Source organism: Dorea sp. AGR2135, from assembly GCF_000420885.1.
In the GTDB taxonomy this organism is placed as follows: domain Bacteria; phylum Bacillota; class Clostridia; order Lachnospirales; family Lachnospiraceae; genus Dorea; species Dorea formicigenerans.
In genome coordinates this window covers 48890-65499 of the sequence record NZ_ATVU01000006.1, presented here as the reverse complement: position 1 = coordinate 65499, position 16610 = coordinate 48890, and the positions used below count along the sequence as shown (strand labels likewise).

Below are 16610 nucleotides of genomic sequence, written 5' to 3'. Positions count from 1 at the left end.
GATTATCCCAATTATATTGAGAAAATCGGGATTGGTGTAGTTTGCGAATAATAAGAAAGACCTTGGGAGAAAATATCTCTCAAGGTCAATAAGTGATTCCTCAGTTAGAATTTTATCTTTCCTGTCGGGCAATAAGAGTGGTTACACTATAATAAATCATCACTAAACCCGCACTTAAAATTGCCCCGCCAATAATATCAGTAATCCAATGAACACCGGATATCAACCTGCCAATTACCATAAAAGCAGTAAATGCAATTAAAGCAAAGGCAAATGCTCTTTTCATTTTTGTATTTCTAATTCTACTGTTTAGCTGCATAACAGCTGTCGGCATAACACACATAACAAGCAAGGTTGTCGATGATGGATACGAAGCTTCAAGAAAACCGTTAATCAATACCGGGCGGTAATTGACAACATAAAATTCAAAAAACAAATATGCCGCCATTACAACAATATAGAATGCTCCCAACACCAAAATACTGGAATCGACCTTGAATAAGCTTTTTCTTTTAATAAGCTGTATAAGTCCAAGCAACGCAAATCCCAAAATAAAGCAAAGCGGTATCAGTCCTAACCAGTCCGTAACGGTATATATTGCCATATGCACACCTGTCAGGCTGTGGATAAAGCCGTTCAAGGTTGCAAATCCAACAGAAGAGTTTTGTGGCCCGATGGGCTGAACATCAATAAGGCTTATTGCCACTGTCCACAAAATAAATAACACTACCATTGCTATTCCTGAAAGCAATACTTTTTGACTTTTTTCTTTTTTCATTTTTATCAATCCTTTGCCATAATTATTTGGCTTTCGCCTGTTTACAATATAGGCGGAATGAATAAAAATGAAAAGAATTTCACCGTCACATTGGCGACACGCTTCGTATCATCGCCATTTTATCAGCATCAGAGACTTTATCGCCAAGAAAACAAAAGTGAAAAAGGCTGCATAAGGTTGAAGTGTTATCATAAATTCTATTGTAGCAACTGTGCTTAACACAATGGATATTTGATGTTTGTGTTTCAACCAAAACACTGCTTCATAATTTTGTAGAGCGAGAAGCAAAACACCTGTAAGTACAATTCCAAATACAATAATTAAATACGGTATTTTGATATACTGCGGGGTACCTGTCAGCGAAAGTAAAGATACCTCTTTTATAATCTCATCACCCTTTTGTCCAAAGAAAGGCAGAAACAGAAACATAATCAAACTGCAATCGAGTAAACCAAACACTAAGTCTCTTGTATGTTTTTCCTTTTGCTTATTATCCTCGTCAGCAATTTTAAGTATTTCTTCACCGGACAATAACTCATCTATTGACACTGAAAAAAACTTTGAAATTGCTTTTAATGACTCGATATTGGGAACTCCTCTGCCGGATTCCCACTTAGAAATTGCAGTGCGAGACACAAATAACGCTTCCGCAAGTTCTTCCTGCGTGAGTCCTTTTTCTTTCCTCAACTCTTGTAATTTTTCACTTAATTCCATAATAAACATTCCTTTTGCACTCAGATACGAATGTATCCTTTATTAGAAATGGGCAATCCCACTATGGGACTGCCCATTCATTCCGTAAATTATGCGATTTTTTAGTCTCTGCACCGTTTTTAGCACCGATTGGTGTAAATTTGGTGTAAAGAGGTAAATTTATTCGGTTTGGAAAGTCCCGAAACCCGCATAAATACTGGGGTTTTCTTACTTGTCGTTCGGTAAGGACTTCATTGTCGGGAACAGAAGCACATCACGGATAGCCTCAGCTCCTGTCAGAAGCATACACATACGGTCGATACCGAATCCGATGCCTCCTGTAGGCGGCATACCAATCTCCAGTGCATTCAGGAAGTCTTCATCTGTATGGTTTGCTTCCTCATCTCCGGCAGCAAATGCCTCTTCCTGTGCAGCGAAACGCTCTCTCTGATCAATTGGATCATTTAACTCAGAGTAAGCATTTGCCATCTCCCAGCCATTCATAAAGAACTCAAATCTCTCTACATAGTTTGGATTTTCCGGTTTCTTCTTTGTAAGTGGAGAAATCTCTACCGGGTGATCCATAACGAATGTAGGCTGGAGCAAATGCTCCTCTACATACTCCTCGAAGAAGAGGTTCAGGATATCGCCTTTCTTATGTCTCTCTTCGAATTCTAAATTATGCTCTTTTGCAAGTTCTCTTGCCTGCTCCAGAGTCTCAACTTCATTCCAGTCAACTCCGGCATATTTTTTAACTGCGTCTACCATCGTGATACGCTCGAATGGTTCTCCGAGATCCATCTCGATCCCCTTGTAAACAATCTTCGTTGTTCCAAGTACTTCCTGTGCAACGTGACGGTACAGATTCTCTGTCAGATCCATCATTCCGTTGTAATCTGTATATGCCTGATATAACTCCATCAGAGTGAATTCTGGATTGTGTCTTGTGTCAAGACCTTCGTTACGGAATACACGTCCAATTTCGTAAACTCTCTCAAGTCCACCAACAATCAGTCTTTTTAAGTAAAGTTCCAGAGAAATACGAAGCTTCAAATCCTCATTCAGTGCATTAAAATGAGTCTCAAAAGGTCTTGCTGCAGCTCCACCGGCATTTGCAACCAGCATCGGAGTCTCAACTTCCATAAATCCCTGTCCGTCCAGATAACGGCGAACTGCACTGATAATTCTGGAACGTTTAATAAATGTGTCACGAACCTCCGGGTTCACAATCAGATCTACATATCTCTGGCGGTAACGTGTATCTGTGTTTGTCAGTCCGTGGAACTTCTCTGGAAGAATCTGCAGACTCTTAGACAGAAGTTTTACTGCAGATGCATGGATAGAAATCTCACCGGTCTTAGTCTTGAATACTTCACCTTCAATACCGATGATATCTCCGATATCCAGTTTCTTGAAATCCTTATATGACTCTTCTCCGATACTGTCTCTTGCAACATAAGACTGAATATTTCCGCTGAGGTCTAAAATGTTACAGAAAGAAGCTTTTCCCATAACACGCTTCTGCATCACACGTCCTGCTACGGATACGTGTTTTCCTTCCATCTCCTCAAAATTTTCTTTAATATCTGTTGCATGACAAGTCACATCATACTTTGTGATCTCAAATGGATTCTTTCCGTTTGCCTGTAAATCTGCAAGTTTCTCACGACGAACCTTTCTAAGCTGACTTACGTCAGGTTCCTGTGTATTCTTCTGCTGATCTCCCACTGCGATTCTCCTCTCTTCCTTTTCTTATACTGTACGTGTAATATCCAGTACTTTGTACTGCATAACTCCAGCCTGTGTCTCCACTTCTACAACATCTCCAATCGTCTTGCCGATCAGGGCATGTCCAACTGGTGACTCGTTTGAAATCTTTCCTTCCAGACTGTTAGCCTCTGTTGAACCTACCAATTTGAATTCGATTTCTTCGTCAAATGTGATGTCATATGCCTTTACTGTACATCCTACGTTAATCTTATCAAAATCAACTTCATCTTCTACAACGACTTCAGCGTTCTTGAGAATTGCTTCCAGCTCCTCGATACGAGCCTCAATATCACGCTGCTCATCTTTTGCAGCATCATACTCCGCATTTTCTGATAAATCTCCCTGTTCTCTGGCTTCTTTTATCTTTGCAGCAACTTCCTTACGCTTAACAACTTTCAGATTCTCTAACTCCTCTTCAAGTGCTTTTAATCCTGCATAAGTAAGTAATTTCTTCTTTGCTTCCATGGTATTCTTTTGCTCCCTTTCTTGAAAATAAAGATACTTTCACAATTTCATTATTATACAAAACCAGCCGACTATTGTCAATCATTTTGCACGATAAAGTATACGCAGTCTATAGTCTTTTTATGATGTTGCAATTACAAATTCTTTCTATTTTATTAACATCTTCAACAATTCTTCCAGCTCTTCGTAAGATTCTACCTGATTGATCTGTGCGCGGAACTTCGCTGCACCTTTCATTCCTTTTACATACCATGCCACATGCTTACGCATTTCCCGGATTCCAAGGTACTCTCCTTTGAATTCCAACTGCATTCTTGCATGCCGAAGCATCATATTCCGAATTTCTTCTTGTGTCGGTCTTGGTGGAATTGTTCCGGTTCTGTCATACTCAGCCAGCTCTCGGAAAATCCATGGATTTCCCTGAACACCACGTCCTATCATCACGCCGTCACAGCCTGTGATCTTCCGCATTTTTGCTGCCTTTTCGGCAGACGTCACATCTCCATTTCCAATAACCGGAATATGCACTGCCTCTTTCACCTGACGGATAATATCCCAATCCGCCTCGCCGGAATAATACTGTTCTCTTGTTCTTCCATGAACTGCAACCGCTGATGCCCCAGCTTCCTCTGCAATCTTCGCGATTTCCACCGCATTTATATGATCATCATCAAAACCTTTTCGAATCTTAACCGTCACTGGTTTTTCAATCGCTTTCACAAGCTGTGATACGATTTCAAACACCAGCTTCGGATTCTTCATGAGCGCAGACCCCTCTCCATTCTTCACGACTTTTGGAACCGGACACCCCATATTAATGTCCAGAATCTGAAACGGCAGGTCTTCAATTCTCTTCGCCTGCTCGCTGATAATCTTAGGATCTGAACCAAATAACTGTAATGATACCGGATACTCCTGCGGGTGGATCGCAAGTAGCACTTTTGTATTTTTGTTCTTATATTGCAGTGCTTTTGCACTGATCATTTCCATACATAAAAGCCCCGCCCCCTGTTCTTTACAGAGCAAACGAAAAGGCAGGTCTGTCACGCCTGCCATAGGAGCCAGAATGTACGGATTCTCTAATTTTAAATTTCCTATTTCCAATTTGAAACACCTCTTTAATTAATTAGGGACACCCCTTTTCCTAATTGGGGACGTAGTACTTTGGCATTTTACTACGCCCCCCGTTATTATTTTAACGTTTATTCTTCTCGTAAATCATCCGTAATCCTTTTAATGTAAGCTGTGGATCGTATACGTCGATGATATCTGTCTCATTTGTAATGATCTTACCGAGACCGCCGCTTGCTACAACTTTTGCATCTACATATCCGGACTCTTCTTTTATCTTCTTGACGATATACTCTGTCTGCCCAATCTGTCCGAATACAATTCCGGCCTGCATACAGGAAATGGTCTCTTTTGCTAAAATTGATTCTGGTTTCTTAATCTCGACTGCCGGGAGCATTGCTGCCTGATTCCACATTGCCTGTGCAGAGGTGCGGATTCCCGGAGCGATAACTGCTGCCTCAAATGTTCCATCCGCTCCTACTACATCGTAAGTTGTAGCAGTTCCATAATCAATCACGATGACTGGTCCGCCGTGAAGTGTATATGCTGCCACTGCATCAACAATACGGTCTGCTCCGACCTGTTTTGGATTTTCAGTCTTTATCTTCAGCCCGGTCTTGATTCCGGCGGAAACTACGATTGGCTTGATTCCGAAATATTTGATCATGGCACTTCCAAGAGAATGCATAATGTCCGGCACAACTGATGCTACAATACAGGCATCAATATCTGACTTTTCAAATCCCTGATGCCAGATCAGTTCATTTAGCGCAATTCCATACTCATCAGAGGTCCTCTGTATCTTCGTAGTCATGCGAAATGTTGCTGACAAATTCTCACCGTTAAATACTCCTAATGTAATGTTTGTATTTCCAACATCGATAACTAACAGCATCTATTCAATCTCCTCTCCCAGAAAAAATACTCGGTAATACAACTGCAGTGCTTCTAACAGATCCTGCTTTTCTCTCTGGATCTGCTTGATTTTCAGATGGCTTCCAATATCATCAAATGTTGGATCAAAGTCCTCGGAAGTCACTTCGAAACACAGTTCTCCGTCTTCTTCAAATACGAGTGTCAGAATTCCGCCTACATCATTTACATACAGTACGCACATGATCTTCAGCTCATCCTTTACATGATCCGGAAGTCTGTCAAAATCCGGGTTCAGATAATATTTTTCTTCATATGAATTCGCGCCACAAAGCACGACCTTATCCTGATACATAAACTACTCCTTTTTTATAATTTCTAAGCCGTGTAACACCAGGCAAAATCCTGTCAGGCTTCTCACGTCACACAAGCTTATGTCCTGGGATTATACGTACCCATAAATCCCTCTTACAGATACTTCTCCTGCAAATATATGTTTTTCTTCGCCTTTTTGTGTGCGTACGATTAATTCTCCTGTCTCGTTGATTCCATATGCATGGGCATTATATTCATTTCCCGGCTCCAGAATCCGTACTTCTTTTCCCCGGTTTACAAGCATCTCATTATAACTCTCCTGTAATCCGGACAAATCACCATTTTCCATAAAAAGTGCATAATTTATTTCAAAATGCTTCATGACAGCTGCAATCAGTGCGGAACGTTTTACCGGTGCCCCTGTCTCAATCATAAGGGAGGTGGCTTTCTCTTTCAGTTCCTCGTCAAATACTTTCTGATTGACATTGATTCCTACACCGATGACCACATAGTTGATATAATCAATCTCCGTGCTCATCTCTGTCAAAATTCCGCAGACTTTCTTTTTATTCATAACAATATCGTTCGGCCATTTGATTCCAGTCTCCATGCCGGTCACTTCCCGGATACCTTCTGCCACACTCTGTGCCATAACTAATGTCAGCATCGGTGCCTTTGTCGGTATCAGATCTGGTCGGAGCAGAATTGTCATATAAATGCTGATTCCTTTTGGGGATTCCCACACACGGCCTCTTCTCCCTTTTCCAGCCACCTGACGATCTGCCACAAAAAGTGTTCCATGAGCACCGTCTTTCTCACCCAGCTCTTTTGCCCGATTATTCGTAGAATCAATCTCATCAAAATAAACGATATTCTTTCCTGCCCATTCTGTATCCATAAGGCTTCGGATCTCCGCCTCTGACATAATATCCGGACTTTCGAGAAGGCGGTACCCTCTATTGCGCACCGCCTCTATCTCGTAACCTTCTTTTTTTAATTGTTCTATCGCTTTCCATACAGCCGTTCTGGACACATGGAATCTGTCGCACATCTGCTGCCCGGAGATGTAATCATCACTTTCTTTTAATAAGCGTAATATTTCTGATTTCATCTTTTATCTCTTCTTATCTTTTTCTATATTCAGACATTTCTCGAATGCCTTGTCATTTCATTGATCTTATGCTTATCTCTCGCCGAGTGTCGCTACCATAACTGCTTTGATCGTATGCATACGGTTCTCTGCCTCGTCAAATACTTTTGACTGGGAAGACTCGAATACTTCGTCTGTAACTTCCATATCTGTCAGACCATATTTCTCGTAAATCTGTTTGCCAATCTTTGTCTTCAGATCATGGAATGCCGGCAGGCAGTGAAGGAAGATTGCTTTCTCTCCTGCATTCTCCATAACTTTCTTTGTTACTTTATATGGTGACAACTCGCGGATACGCTCCTCCCAGACTTCGTCAGGCTCTCCCATAGATACCCATACATCTGTGTAGATAACATCTGCATCTTTTGTTCCGCTCTCTACATCTTCTGTCAGAGTGATGGTTGCTCCGCTTTCCTTTGCATATCCCTGGCAAGTTTCAACAAGCTCTGCATTTGGGAAATAATTCTTAGAGGTACATGCTACAAAATGCATTCCCAGTTTCGCACATGCGATCATAAGAGAGTTACCCATATTGTATCTTGCATCACCCATGTACACCAGTTTTATTCCTTTTAAATGTCCGAAATGCTCACGGATCGTCAACATATCTGCCAGCATCTGTGTCGGGTGATACTCATTTGTCAGTCCGTTCCATACTGGAACTCCTGCATATTTTGCAAGGTCTTCTACAATCTCCTGACCAAATCCACGGTACTCAATTCCATCGAACATTCTTCCGAGAACTCTTGCTGTGTCTTCAATACTTTCTTTCTTGCCGATCTGTGATCCTGTCGGATCAAGATAAGTTGTTCCCATGCCCATGTCATGTGCTGCCACTTCAAATGCACAACGTGTTCTTGTACTTGTCTTTTCAAAAATCAGCGCTACATTCATGCCTCTGTATTTATCGACCGGAATACCTTTTTTCTTCTTATCCTTGAGATCTGCCGCAAGATCCAGCATGTATGTGATCTCCTCTGGTGTAAAATCTTTCAGTGTCAGAAAATTTCTTCCCCTTAAATCCATCTCTCTTATGTCCTTCTTTCTGTATATTTACAAGCCGTCTCTTATCCGGCTTGCTGTCATTCTGTCATATTTATTATTTCTGTGTATCATCAACTGCGACTTCTTTGATGCTCTTCACCAGTCCTGCGATTCCCTGGATCTCAGATGGAATAATAATCTTTGTAGCCTTTCCATCTGCAGCTTTTTCAAATGCTTCCAGGCTCTTCATTGTAAGAACTGCCTCGTCTGCTCCTGCTTCTTTCAGGAAGCGGATACCGTCTGCATTTGCCTGCTGTACTTTCATAATTGCCTCAGCCTGACCTTCTGCCTCACGAATCATAGCCTCTTTCTGCGCCTCTGCACGTAAGATTGCAGCCTGCTTCTCAGCCTCAGCATCCAGAATTGCAGATTCTTTATGTCCCTCTGCAACAAGAATCGTAGATTTTTTTTCTCCCTCTGCACGTAAGATTGCTTCACGTCTCTCGCGCTCTGCTTTCATCTGCTTTTCCATGGCATCTTGGATAGCTGCCGGAGGAATAATATTCTTAAGCTCTACACGGTTCACTTTGATTCCCCATGGATCTGTTGCCACATCCAGAGATGCCCGCATCTTCGTATTAATCGTTTCGCGGGAAGTCAGTGTCTGATCCAGCTCCAGATCTCCGATAATATTACGAAGAGTTGTCGCTGTCAGGTTCTCGATCGCCATGATCGGATTTGCCACTCCATAACAGAACATCTTCGGATCTGTAATCTGGTAAAATACAACGGTATCGATTCTCATTGTTACATTATCTTTTGTGATAACCGGCTGTGGCGCAAAATCTACAACCTGCTCTTTCATATCCACTCTTCTTGCAACACGATCCACGATCGGAAGTTTAAAGTGAAGTCCGGTTCCCCACGTTGCCTGGTATGCTCCCAGTCTCTCAATCACAAGTGCCTGCGCCTGTCTTACGATCCTCACACAGGAAATCAGTAATACCATAACAATAATTAAAATAATCACTAAAAATGTTCCCATTACTGCTGCCATCATATCTTCGTCTCCTCTCCATTACTTACAATCAGTTTCACTCCCTGAATACCTTCAACTACTACAATTGCATTCTTTGGGATCTTTCCTTCCGGGGCATCTGTCTTCGCAGCCCACTCCTGCCCGCGCACCTCCACACGTCCTTTTGACGAAAGTGTGTCAATCTCTTCAATTACAAGTGCTTTCTGTCCGATCAGAAGCTCTGCTCCGGTCTTTTGTCTCTCCTGGTTAAAGTACTTCATGGCAAGCGGTCTTGTCACTGCCAGAAGTGCCAAAGATACAATTGCAAATATTATAATCTGCACTCCTAGTCCCAACCCCAGTACTGCCACAAGAAATGCAACTAATGCTCCTCCTGCGAACCAGATAGTCGTAAGCCCCATCGTAATGATCTCGATAACCAGAAACAGTACAAATAAGCTTAACCAGATAACCGTCGTCTGCATAATCTGACCCTCCTTCATTCAAAATTCACAGCACATAGTACTGACACAAATCCTTCTATCACTCTATGCTTTCCAAAGCTGTCCTTTTCCATATCATTTTCCATGTCATTTTGAGGAAAATCCCAGCTTAACGGCTTAGTATCATATTACTATACTTTGCATAATAAAGCAACGAATCCCTCTCGGCATTCGTTGCTTTTTTCTCATCATTTATTTATCTTATCGTCTCTGTCTTGCTGCCTCGAATGTCAGAATTGCCGTAGCCACTGCCGCATTCAGAGACTCTACCTGTCCCTTCATCGGAATACGGATATACACCTGTGCCTGATCTGCCACCTCATCACGGAGACCATTTCCTTCATTTCCTATCAGAAATGCACTGGCTTTGCGATAATCTTCTTCATCGTAGGAATTTTTCCCTTCCAAATGGGCCGCATAAGTGCAGATTCCTGCTTCTTTCATCTGCTTTACTTCCTCTGCCAGATCATCCACATAGCAGAATGGTACACGATAAGCCGCCCCCATCGTAGAACGGACTACCTTCGGATTGTACATATCTACACAGTCCTGACTCATTACAATCCCCGTCACTCCTGCGCCCTCTGCTGTCCGTACAATGGTTCCCAGATTTCCAGGATCCTGGATCTGATCCAATACAAGAAGAAGTGGTAATTCCCCACCTTTTTCCTTCACAATCTCAGTGATGCTGTATTGTTTCTGACGCACCAGGCCAAGAATCCCCTGCGGCGTCTTCGTGTCAGACACATATTCAAAAACAAAATCTGCCAGAATCTCCGGCTGCACTTTCGTTCCTGCCAATACCTGTTCTACAGCCTTACGCTCCCGATTCCAGAACTCTTCCGATGCATAGACTTCCACCAGACGGTCTTTTGGCACTTCCCGGAACATGCGGATACCTTCTACAAGGAAGACACCTTCTTCATCTCTGAGCTTTTTCTTCTTTTTTAAATTCACCAGCCGTTTGACTTTCGCATTCGACGTACTCGTAATCATATCATTTCCTCTTAATTCAGGATACTCTGAACCGCTTCATCATTCAGATTCTGCTTTGTTACCCACACATATCCTGTATTGACAAATGCTTCATTTCCCATATTCAGCGCTGCTCTTGCAGAAGCAATCGTTGCCGCATACCCCATACCGAACGGATTCTGTACAACAAGTCCGTCAATCTTTCCTGCTTTCAATGCTTCCATCGAATCATCATTCACATCATATCCGACTATGAATGGTGATACATTCTTTCTCTCCATCTCATCGAGCACCAGTTCCATAGCGTCACTGTTACTTGCAAAACATCCCTTTACATTCGGGTGTTTTTCAAACAAATAATCAATCACTTCCTCTTCCGTAATATCCGCTGCCTGCTTGTCCGTTGCTAACTCCTGTATCATCTGGTTTTTGTAAGTGTCAATCTGATCCATATGGTATGTCTCTACAATCGTGATATTCGGATATGTGCTCTGAATCTGGCTTACAAATGCATTTTCCCTTGTCTGGGCTACCTGCGATTTCGAGTCCTGCATAAAAAGCATGACTTCTCCGGATTCCCCCATTGCCTCCGCCAGTCGGTTTGCTGCTTCTGTTGCACTTGCACTGTTATCTGTTGAGACAAATGCACTGATTCCCGGATAATCACTGCTTGAATCAAATGTTACAATTGGTGTCCCATTCCAACCGGCTTGATCGAACTGCACTTCGCATGCTTTGGCGTCTGCAATAGAAATTGCCAAAGCTGCCGGATAACGGGATAACTCCTCATCCAGAATATTAACCTGCTCATCCACATTCCCCTTATCAGATGGACCGCTATACACGACCTTGACTGCTTTTTTCCCTTTGTAGCCAAGCTGCTCATTGATATCTTTACCTGCCTGCTCGGCACCTTTTTTTACCTGCACCCAGAAATCGTCATTTGTCCCTTTTCCAATAATGGAAATATAAGCGCCTTCTTCAAGCGATAATCCGCTGGCATCTCTGTATGCAGAAGGTTCGATCATGTCCAGCTTTGCCTGATATTCCTTCGTCTTTTCTGTCTCCGTATCATCTTGTGCCGCATCTTTTGAAGTATCCTGCGTCTTTGTATCATTTGCCTTATTGCTATCTGTGTCTGATGTATTTTGCGCACATGCAGTCAGCACCATAGCTGCACTAAGCAGTGCGATGATCATCTTGCATCTTTTCTTCATAATACCAATCCCCTTAACAATTATCATGCATCTTATTTTCTACTTAAACACTATACACCATATTCATGAAAAAAGCTTGAATTTTTTTTTAAAGAATTTCTTAAATATTTCTCTCACATGTCTTATTGATTATTTTTTTCACAATATACTGCTTGTATAATTGATTTTTTTGTATTATGATAGTAGCAGACGAAAATGTCTACGTCTATTCAACATATTTATTAAAAAGGAGGTAATTACCCATGGCACACGTAATTGGAGACGATTGTATTTCATGTGGAAGCTGCGAAGCAGAATGTCCAGTAAGCGCTATTTCTGAAGGAGATGGCAAATACGAGATCAACGCTGATGCTTGTATCGACTGTGGTGCATGTGCAGCACAGTGCCCAGTAGGAGCAATTTCCGAGGCATAAGATTCCACACATATAAGATTTAACACAAAAAGAATGTTCCGGTTCAGGAACATTCTTTTTTCTTGCCCCACGTTTTGACTTTTTTTGCACTTTTCATATGCTATTCTTGGGACAGGCAAAGGAAATCTATCCTTTTGCAAAGAAATCTTAATTGAATAAGGGGGTTTTATTATGGGCAATGCTCTGGAACAACTAAGAAAAGAGACCCGGGACGATGCCAGGCTTTACGGCTGTATTAAAGAACTCTATGAACAAGGAGTCCCTTTTGAAGAACTAAAAGCCGTCATTCCTGATATCCGGCGCACTCGTGAGCAATTACATATGAAAAGAATGCTGGAAAACAATAACGAAGTCTTGATGCAGATGTTCAGTCGGGAAATGTCTTTTCTGTTGGATGCAAAGGAACGGCAGGAGGAAGAACAGTTTAAAAAAATAGACCAGCTCATCAGGCAACAGCAATCCTATCGGAAAGCTGCAGCTGAAGCTGGTCCAATCAGCAAATTAAAACGGCTATTCCTGCCTGCTTAAATTTGCAAACTTCGTGTATTCACCAAGCCAAGCCAGATTAACGGTCCCTACCGGACCGTTTCTCTGTTTTGCTATAATAATCTCGGCCTGTTTCTTAAATTCGGAATCTTTATTATAATACTCATCACGATAAATAAACATTACAACGTCGGCATCCTGCTCGATAGCTCCGGACTCACGGAGGTCAGAAAGCATCGGACGCTTATCCGGTCTCGACTCTACCGCACGGCTGAGCTGTGACAATGCAATGACCGGTACATTTAACTCTCTTGCAAGAGCTTTTAGTGAACGTGAGATTTCAGAAATCTCCTGCTGTCTGGACTCGGATTTCCCACCTACACTTCCACTCATCAACTGCAAGTAGTCAATGATGACAAGCTGAAGATCCTGCTCCAGTTTATATTTCCTACATTTTGAACGAAGTTCGGATACGGAAATACCTGGTGTATCGTCAATCACAAGATGTGACTTTCCGATAATTCCGGCTCCTTCGATCAGCTTCTCCCACTCAGAATCTTTTAGATTACCGGTTCGAAGTGCCTGTGCATCTACCTGAGATTCCAGAGAAAACATACGGTTCACCAACTGTTCCTTTGACATCTCAAGACTGAAAATGGCAACACCTTTATTTTTCTTAAATGCAACATACTGGGCAATATTCAGTACGAACGCTGTCTTACCCATAGACGGACGGGCCGCTACAAGAACAAGATCTGACGGCTGAAGGCCGGATAATTTGTAATCTAAATCAATAAATCCTGTCGGGATTCCTGTAACAGTTCCTTTATTCTTTGAAGCTTTCTCGATTCGTTCCAGCGCATTTAATACAACATCTTTGATTGGAACATAATCTCCGGTATTGCGGTGCTGTAATAATTCAAATACCGATTTCTCCGTCTGTTCCATAATTACCGGAAGAGATTCTTTCCCGACATAACAAGTATTTGCAATTGACTCGGTCAGCTTGATAAGTTTTCGCATCATTGCCTTATCTGCCACGATCTCCGCATAATATTTTACATTTGCAGAGGTCGGTACTGCATTGACCAGATCCCTTACAAATTCCAGACTGGAAATCTCCGGCGGTACATCTTTTTCTTTCAGACGTTCCTGAAGTGTGACCAGATCGACCGGCTTTCCTTCGTTAAAAAGTTCCACCATGGAATCAAATACCACTCCGTAAGATGTCTGATAAAAATCCTGACCACTGATGATCTCTGATGCAGTGGTGATCGCATCCTTGTCCATCAGCATCGCTCCGACTACTGACTGTTCCGCTTCGACACTGTGGGGCATGACCCGCTTAATGAGTGCCTCTTCCATGTACGGTTTCCTCCTAAGCTTCCTCTGTAACTACAACTTTCAGCTCTGTAGTTACCTTTGGATGTAATTTAATCGGCACATTGTGTGTTCCAAGAGATTTAATCGGATCTTTTAACTGCACTTTCTTTTTATCTACTTCCAGCCCAAGCTGAGATTTTACCTCTGCTGCAATTTCTTTGGAGGATACAGAGCCAAATACTTTTCCGCCTTCTCCGGTTTTGATGGAAACCTGGATCTTACCTGCCTCGATCTTCTTTCCTAATTCTACAGCAGCCTCATAGTGTTCCTGTGCTACTTTATCATCATTCGCCTTCTTAAGTTTCAAATCATTTAAATTCTTACCGTTCGCTTCTACACCTTTTCCTGTCTTCAGGATAAAGTTTCTTGCGTATCCGTCACTTACCTCTACTACATCCCCTTTTTTCCCAAGGGCTTTTACGTCTTCTTTCAAAATAACCTTCATGTCTATATATCTCCTTCTTTTATCATATTATCCAGAACCTGCTTCAGACATGCAACAGCCTCGTCCATATCCGTATGATTGAACTGCGCTCCCGAAGCATTCATATGACCGCCGCCTCCTAACTTTTCCATAATGACCTGAACATTGACTTCATCGATGGAACGGGCACTCACATAAATCTTTCCATTATATTCTGTCAATACAAAGGACGCTTTAATCTCACTGATATCCAAAAGTTCATTTGCCGCCTGTGCTCCGATGATTGTCGGACTCTCCACCTGAAGATCTGTACCTGTCGCAATGGCAAATTTTTTCTGATATACCTCTGCGTTGCTGATAATTGCAGCTTTTGCGCGGTATCCTTCCATGTCATCCCTGAACATCTTACGCACAAGTGTGATATCTGCTCCGGATCTTCTGAGAAATGCTGCCGCTTCAAATGTACGCACTCCGGTACGATTCATAAAACTGTTCGTATCGATCATGATACCGGCATACATACTGCTTGCCTCCAGATTCGGAATCTGAATATCATCTACAATGTACTGCAGGATCTCAGATACCATCTCACATGCTGACGAAGCATAAGGTTCAATATAAGACAATAATGCGTTATCAATACTATCACTGCTCTGACGGTGATGATCCAGTACGACAATCGTCTTTGCCAGATACAAAAGTTCTTCACATTCTACCATCTTCGGGCGGTTCGTATCCACAACTACGACCATGGAATTCTCATCCGCCAGGTTCAATGCCTGTTCTGATGTCAGGAACAGATCGTCCGGGTAAGACGGATTATCAATATACATATTATAGAGCGGTCTAAGAGATGCTGACACCTCATTGATCACCACATTTGCCTTTTTCCCAAGAGCATTTGCCGCTCTGCAGATACCGATAGCTGCACCAAAAGAATCTACATCTGTCAGTGTATGTCCCATGACAAATATCTTGTCATTGACTGTAATATACTCTCGCAATGCTTCTGCTTTAACACGGGCTTTGACACGCGTGTTCTTTGCAGTCATCTCACGCTTGCCGCCATAATATGTAATACCATGGCAGTCTTTGATAACAGCCTGATCGCCGCCTCTGGCAAGAGCCAGATCAATGGCAACACGGGCATAATTATAACTTTGGGAATAATTACCCGCACTGAGTCCCAGACCAATACTCAGTGTCAATGGAATCTGATTACCGATATTGACTGTTTTTACATCCTCAAGAAGAGAGAATTTGTCATCCTCCAGTCTCTTGAACTCTTGCTTCTTCAAAGCAATAAAATATTTGTCCGTCTCGGTTTTCTTTACGATTCCGTCTGCTTTTGCAACATACTGGTTGATCTTGCGATCCACCAGCGCAACTAAAAGTGACTGTCTGACTTCCTCTACACTATTCATGACTTCATCATAATTATCAATATAGATCAAGCCTGCAACCAGCCGCTGCTCTTCATTTTCCTTAATATACCGGTTCAGTTCCGTCACATCCTGAAGGTAAACCGCAATAAAATACTCTCGCTCTGCCGGCAATTCCAGGAGTTGCTCTGTCTCGCTGAATCCTTCCACAGACACACGTCTTAATTCCGCCTTATACTCACGGTCCTCATAGTAGACATCCATCTCTACCACGTCATTTTCTTCTTTTGGGAAAATGCTCCGGTTCAGCTCTGGTATATATCTGCTCAAATACTTATCTTTCTGCGCTTTATCTCCAAACAACCGTTCAAACTGATCATTCATCCACAAAAGCTGTCCGTCCTCCAGAAGAATTGCATATGGAACAGATAATTCCTTTAAAAGCGTATTCTGTACAACACCATACTGAGCTGCAAATTCAATCAAATCTTTCATGATCAGTGATCGGCTGTATCCATACAGAATCCCAATGCCGACTATATAAATCAGCATAAATATCAACATGAGTGTACCGGCTTTGATATCAATGCAATAGATCCACAAATTCAATAGGAGAAGCATGATCGCCATCGCGATCGGCCAACGCATGTAGTTCTTCAGTCTGCCACTGATATGCGCCCCTCGCTTCTTGCTCAAGCCTTTATCCATAG

At 42.3% G+C, this 16610-nt stretch carries 17 protein-coding genes and 1 pseudogene; 2 read left to right on the top strand and 16 right to left on the bottom strand.

The annotated features are described in order from the left end of the window. Positions 1-112: 112 nt before the first annotated feature. From G593_RS0105760 to G593_RS0105700, 13 genes and pseudogenes are all read right to left on the bottom strand, one after another. Entirely contained in the window at positions 113-778 is a 666-nt protein-coding gene (locus tag G593_RS0105760; RefSeq protein ID WP_022156502.1) for a phosphatase PAP2 family protein, read from the bottom strand. 108 nt (positions 779-886) lie between these two features. Next, positions 887-1492, bottom strand: a complete 606-nt coding sequence (locus G593_RS0105755; protein ID WP_003525258.1) for a helix-turn-helix domain-containing protein — start codon at positions 1490-1492, stop codon at positions 887-889. 225 nt (positions 1493-1717) lie between these two features. After that, positions 1718-3199: pseudogene (gene lysS, locus G593_RS0105750) on the bottom strand (lysine--tRNA ligase); the annotation flags it as partial. Positions 3200-3223: 24 nt separating this feature from the next. Continuing rightward, complete coding sequence (gene greA, locus G593_RS0105745; protein WP_005330829.1) at positions 3224-3706, bottom strand: transcription elongation factor GreA; 483 nt, start codon at positions 3704-3706, stop codon at positions 3224-3226. Between the two features lie 147 nt (positions 3707-3853). Then, a complete protein-coding gene (dusB, locus tag G593_RS0105740) occupies positions 3854-4810 on the bottom strand; it encodes a tRNA dihydrouridine synthase DusB (protein ID WP_022278685.1) in 957 nt (318 codons plus the stop codon). A gap of 91 nt (positions 4811-4901) precedes the next feature. After that, positions 4902-5672: a type III pantothenate kinase gene (locus G593_RS0105735; protein ID WP_029731066.1), complete on the bottom strand. Its 771-nt coding sequence runs from the start codon at positions 5670-5672 to the stop codon at positions 4902-4904. Next, complete coding sequence (locus tag G593_RS0105730) at positions 5673-6005, bottom strand: DUF6145 family protein (RefSeq protein ID WP_005330822.1); 333 nt, start codon at positions 6003-6005, stop codon at positions 5673-5675. 90 nt (positions 6006-6095) lie between these two features. Then, the gene (locus G593_RS0105725) at positions 6096-7076 is read right to left on the bottom strand and encodes a biotin--[acetyl-CoA-carboxylase] ligase (protein ID WP_029731065.1); all 981 of its coding nucleotides are present in this window, start codon (positions 7074-7076) and stop codon (positions 6096-6098) included. A gap of 72 nt (positions 7077-7148) precedes the next feature. Further along, the gene (gene argF, locus G593_RS0105720; protein WP_005340588.1) at positions 7149-8141 is read right to left on the bottom strand and encodes an ornithine carbamoyltransferase; all 993 of its coding nucleotides are present in this window, start codon (positions 8139-8141) and stop codon (positions 7149-7151) included. A gap of 73 nt (positions 8142-8214) precedes the next feature. Beyond that, positions 8215-9159, bottom strand: coding sequence for an SPFH domain-containing protein (locus tag G593_RS0105715; protein ID WP_005340589.1), 945 nt, complete (start codon positions 9157-9159; stop codon positions 8215-8217). After that, positions 9156-9602, bottom strand: a complete 447-nt coding sequence (locus tag G593_RS0105710) for an NfeD family protein (protein WP_005340590.1) — start codon at positions 9600-9602, stop codon at positions 9156-9158. Before G593_RS0105710 ends, G593_RS0105715 begins: the two co-directional genes overlap by 4 nt. A gap of 219 nt (positions 9603-9821) precedes the next feature. Further along, on the bottom strand, positions 9822-10616 hold the full coding sequence (gene rlmB, locus G593_RS0105705; protein WP_029731064.1) for a 23S rRNA (guanosine(2251)-2'-O)-methyltransferase RlmB: 795 nt from the start codon (positions 10614-10616) through the stop codon (positions 9822-9824). Between the two features lie 11 nt (positions 10617-10627). Next, complete coding sequence (locus G593_RS0105700) at positions 10628-11812, bottom strand: substrate-binding domain-containing protein (RefSeq protein ID WP_029731063.1); 1185 nt, start codon at positions 11810-11812, stop codon at positions 10628-10630. Positions 11813-12054: 242 nt separating this feature from the next. Here G593_RS0105700 and G593_RS0105695 point away from each other — a divergent pair, with 242 nt between their 5' ends. Next, positions 12055-12225: a DUF362 domain-containing protein gene (locus tag G593_RS0105695; RefSeq protein WP_005330808.1), complete on the top strand. Its 171-nt coding sequence runs from the start codon at positions 12055-12057 to the stop codon at positions 12223-12225. Positions 12226-12396: 171 nt separating this feature from the next. Then, the gene (locus tag G593_RS0105690; RefSeq protein ID WP_029731062.1) at positions 12397-12753 is read left to right on the top strand and encodes a hypothetical protein; all 357 of its coding nucleotides are present in this window, start codon (positions 12397-12399) and stop codon (positions 12751-12753) included. On the opposite strand, the gene dnaB is transcribed toward G593_RS0105690, so the two are convergent. From dnaB to G593_RS0105675, 3 genes are read right to left on the bottom strand one after another with little or no spacing between them, the layout of a single operon-like run. Further along, positions 12736-14076, bottom strand: coding sequence for a replicative DNA helicase (gene dnaB / locus G593_RS0105685; RefSeq protein WP_005330805.1), 1341 nt, complete (start codon positions 14074-14076; stop codon positions 12736-12738). The genes G593_RS0105690 and dnaB overlap by 18 nt on opposite strands. Positions 14077-14089: 13 nt before the next feature. Further along, a complete protein-coding gene (rplI, locus tag G593_RS0105680) occupies positions 14090-14539 on the bottom strand; it encodes a 50S ribosomal protein L9 (protein ID WP_005330803.1) in 450 nt (149 codons plus the stop codon). 2 nt (positions 14540-14541) lie between these two features. Continuing rightward, positions 14542-16608 (bottom strand): DHH family phosphoesterase, encoded by a 2067-nt coding sequence (locus G593_RS0105675; protein ID WP_029731061.1) that lies wholly within the window; start codon positions 16606-16608, stop codon positions 14542-14544. Positions 16609-16610 lie beyond the last annotated feature (2 nt).

Excerpts from the sequence above, each read along its gene's own strand:
- G593_RS0105760 (WP_022156502.1), bottom strand. The coding sequence starts at position 778 with ATGAAAAAAGAAAAAAGTCAAAAAGTATTGCTTTCAGGAATAGCAATG.
- G593_RS0105690 (WP_029731062.1), top strand. The coding sequence starts at position 12,397 with ATGGGCAATGCTCTGGAACAACTAAGAAAAGAGACCCGGGACGATGCC.
- dnaB (WP_005330805.1), bottom strand. The coding sequence starts at position 14,076 with ATGGAAGAGGCACTCATTAAGCGGGTCATGCCCCACAGTGTCGAAGCG.
- G593_RS0105710 (WP_005340590.1), bottom strand. The coding sequence starts at position 9,602 with ATGCAGACGACGGTTATCTGGTTAAGCTTATTTGTACTGTTTCTGGTT.
- G593_RS0105700 (WP_029731063.1), bottom strand. The coding sequence starts at position 11,812 with ATGAAGAAAAGATGCAAGATGATCATCGCACTGCTTAGTGCAGCTATG.
- G593_RS0105755 (WP_003525258.1), bottom strand. The coding sequence starts at position 1,492 with ATGGAATTAAGTGAAAAATTACAAGAGTTGAGGAAAGAAAAAGGACTC.
- greA (WP_005330829.1), bottom strand. The coding sequence starts at position 3,706 with ATGGAAGCAAAGAAGAAATTACTTACTTATGCAGGATTAAAAGCACTT.
- G593_RS0105735 (WP_029731066.1), bottom strand. The coding sequence starts at position 5,672 with ATGCTGTTAGTTATCGATGTTGGAAATACAAACATTACATTAGGAGTA.
- G593_RS0105715 (WP_005340589.1), bottom strand. The coding sequence starts at position 9,159 with ATGATGGCAGCAGTAATGGGAACATTTTTAGTGATTATTTTAATTATT.
- rlmB (WP_029731064.1), bottom strand. The coding sequence starts at position 10,616 with ATGATTACGAGTACGTCGAATGCGAAAGTCAAACGGCTGGTGAATTTA.
- argF (WP_005340588.1), bottom strand. The coding sequence starts at position 8,141 with ATGGATTTAAGGGGAAGAAATTTTCTGACACTGAAAGATTTTACACCA.
- G593_RS0105695 (WP_005330808.1), top strand. The coding sequence starts at position 12,055 with ATGGCACACGTAATTGGAGACGATTGTATTTCATGTGGAAGCTGCGAA.
- rplI (WP_005330803.1), bottom strand. The coding sequence starts at position 14,539 with ATGAAGGTTATTTTGAAAGAAGACGTAAAAGCCCTTGGGAAAAAAGGG.
- G593_RS0105725 (WP_029731065.1), bottom strand. The coding sequence starts at position 7,076 with ATGAAATCAGAAATATTACGCTTATTAAAAGAAAGTGATGATTACATC.
- G593_RS0105675 (WP_029731061.1), bottom strand. The coding sequence starts at position 16,608 with ATGGATAAAGGCTTGAGCAAGAAGCGAGGGGCGCATATCAGTGGCAGA.
- G593_RS0105730 (WP_005330822.1), bottom strand. The coding sequence starts at position 6,005 with ATGTATCAGGATAAGGTCGTGCTTTGTGGCGCGAATTCATATGAAGAA.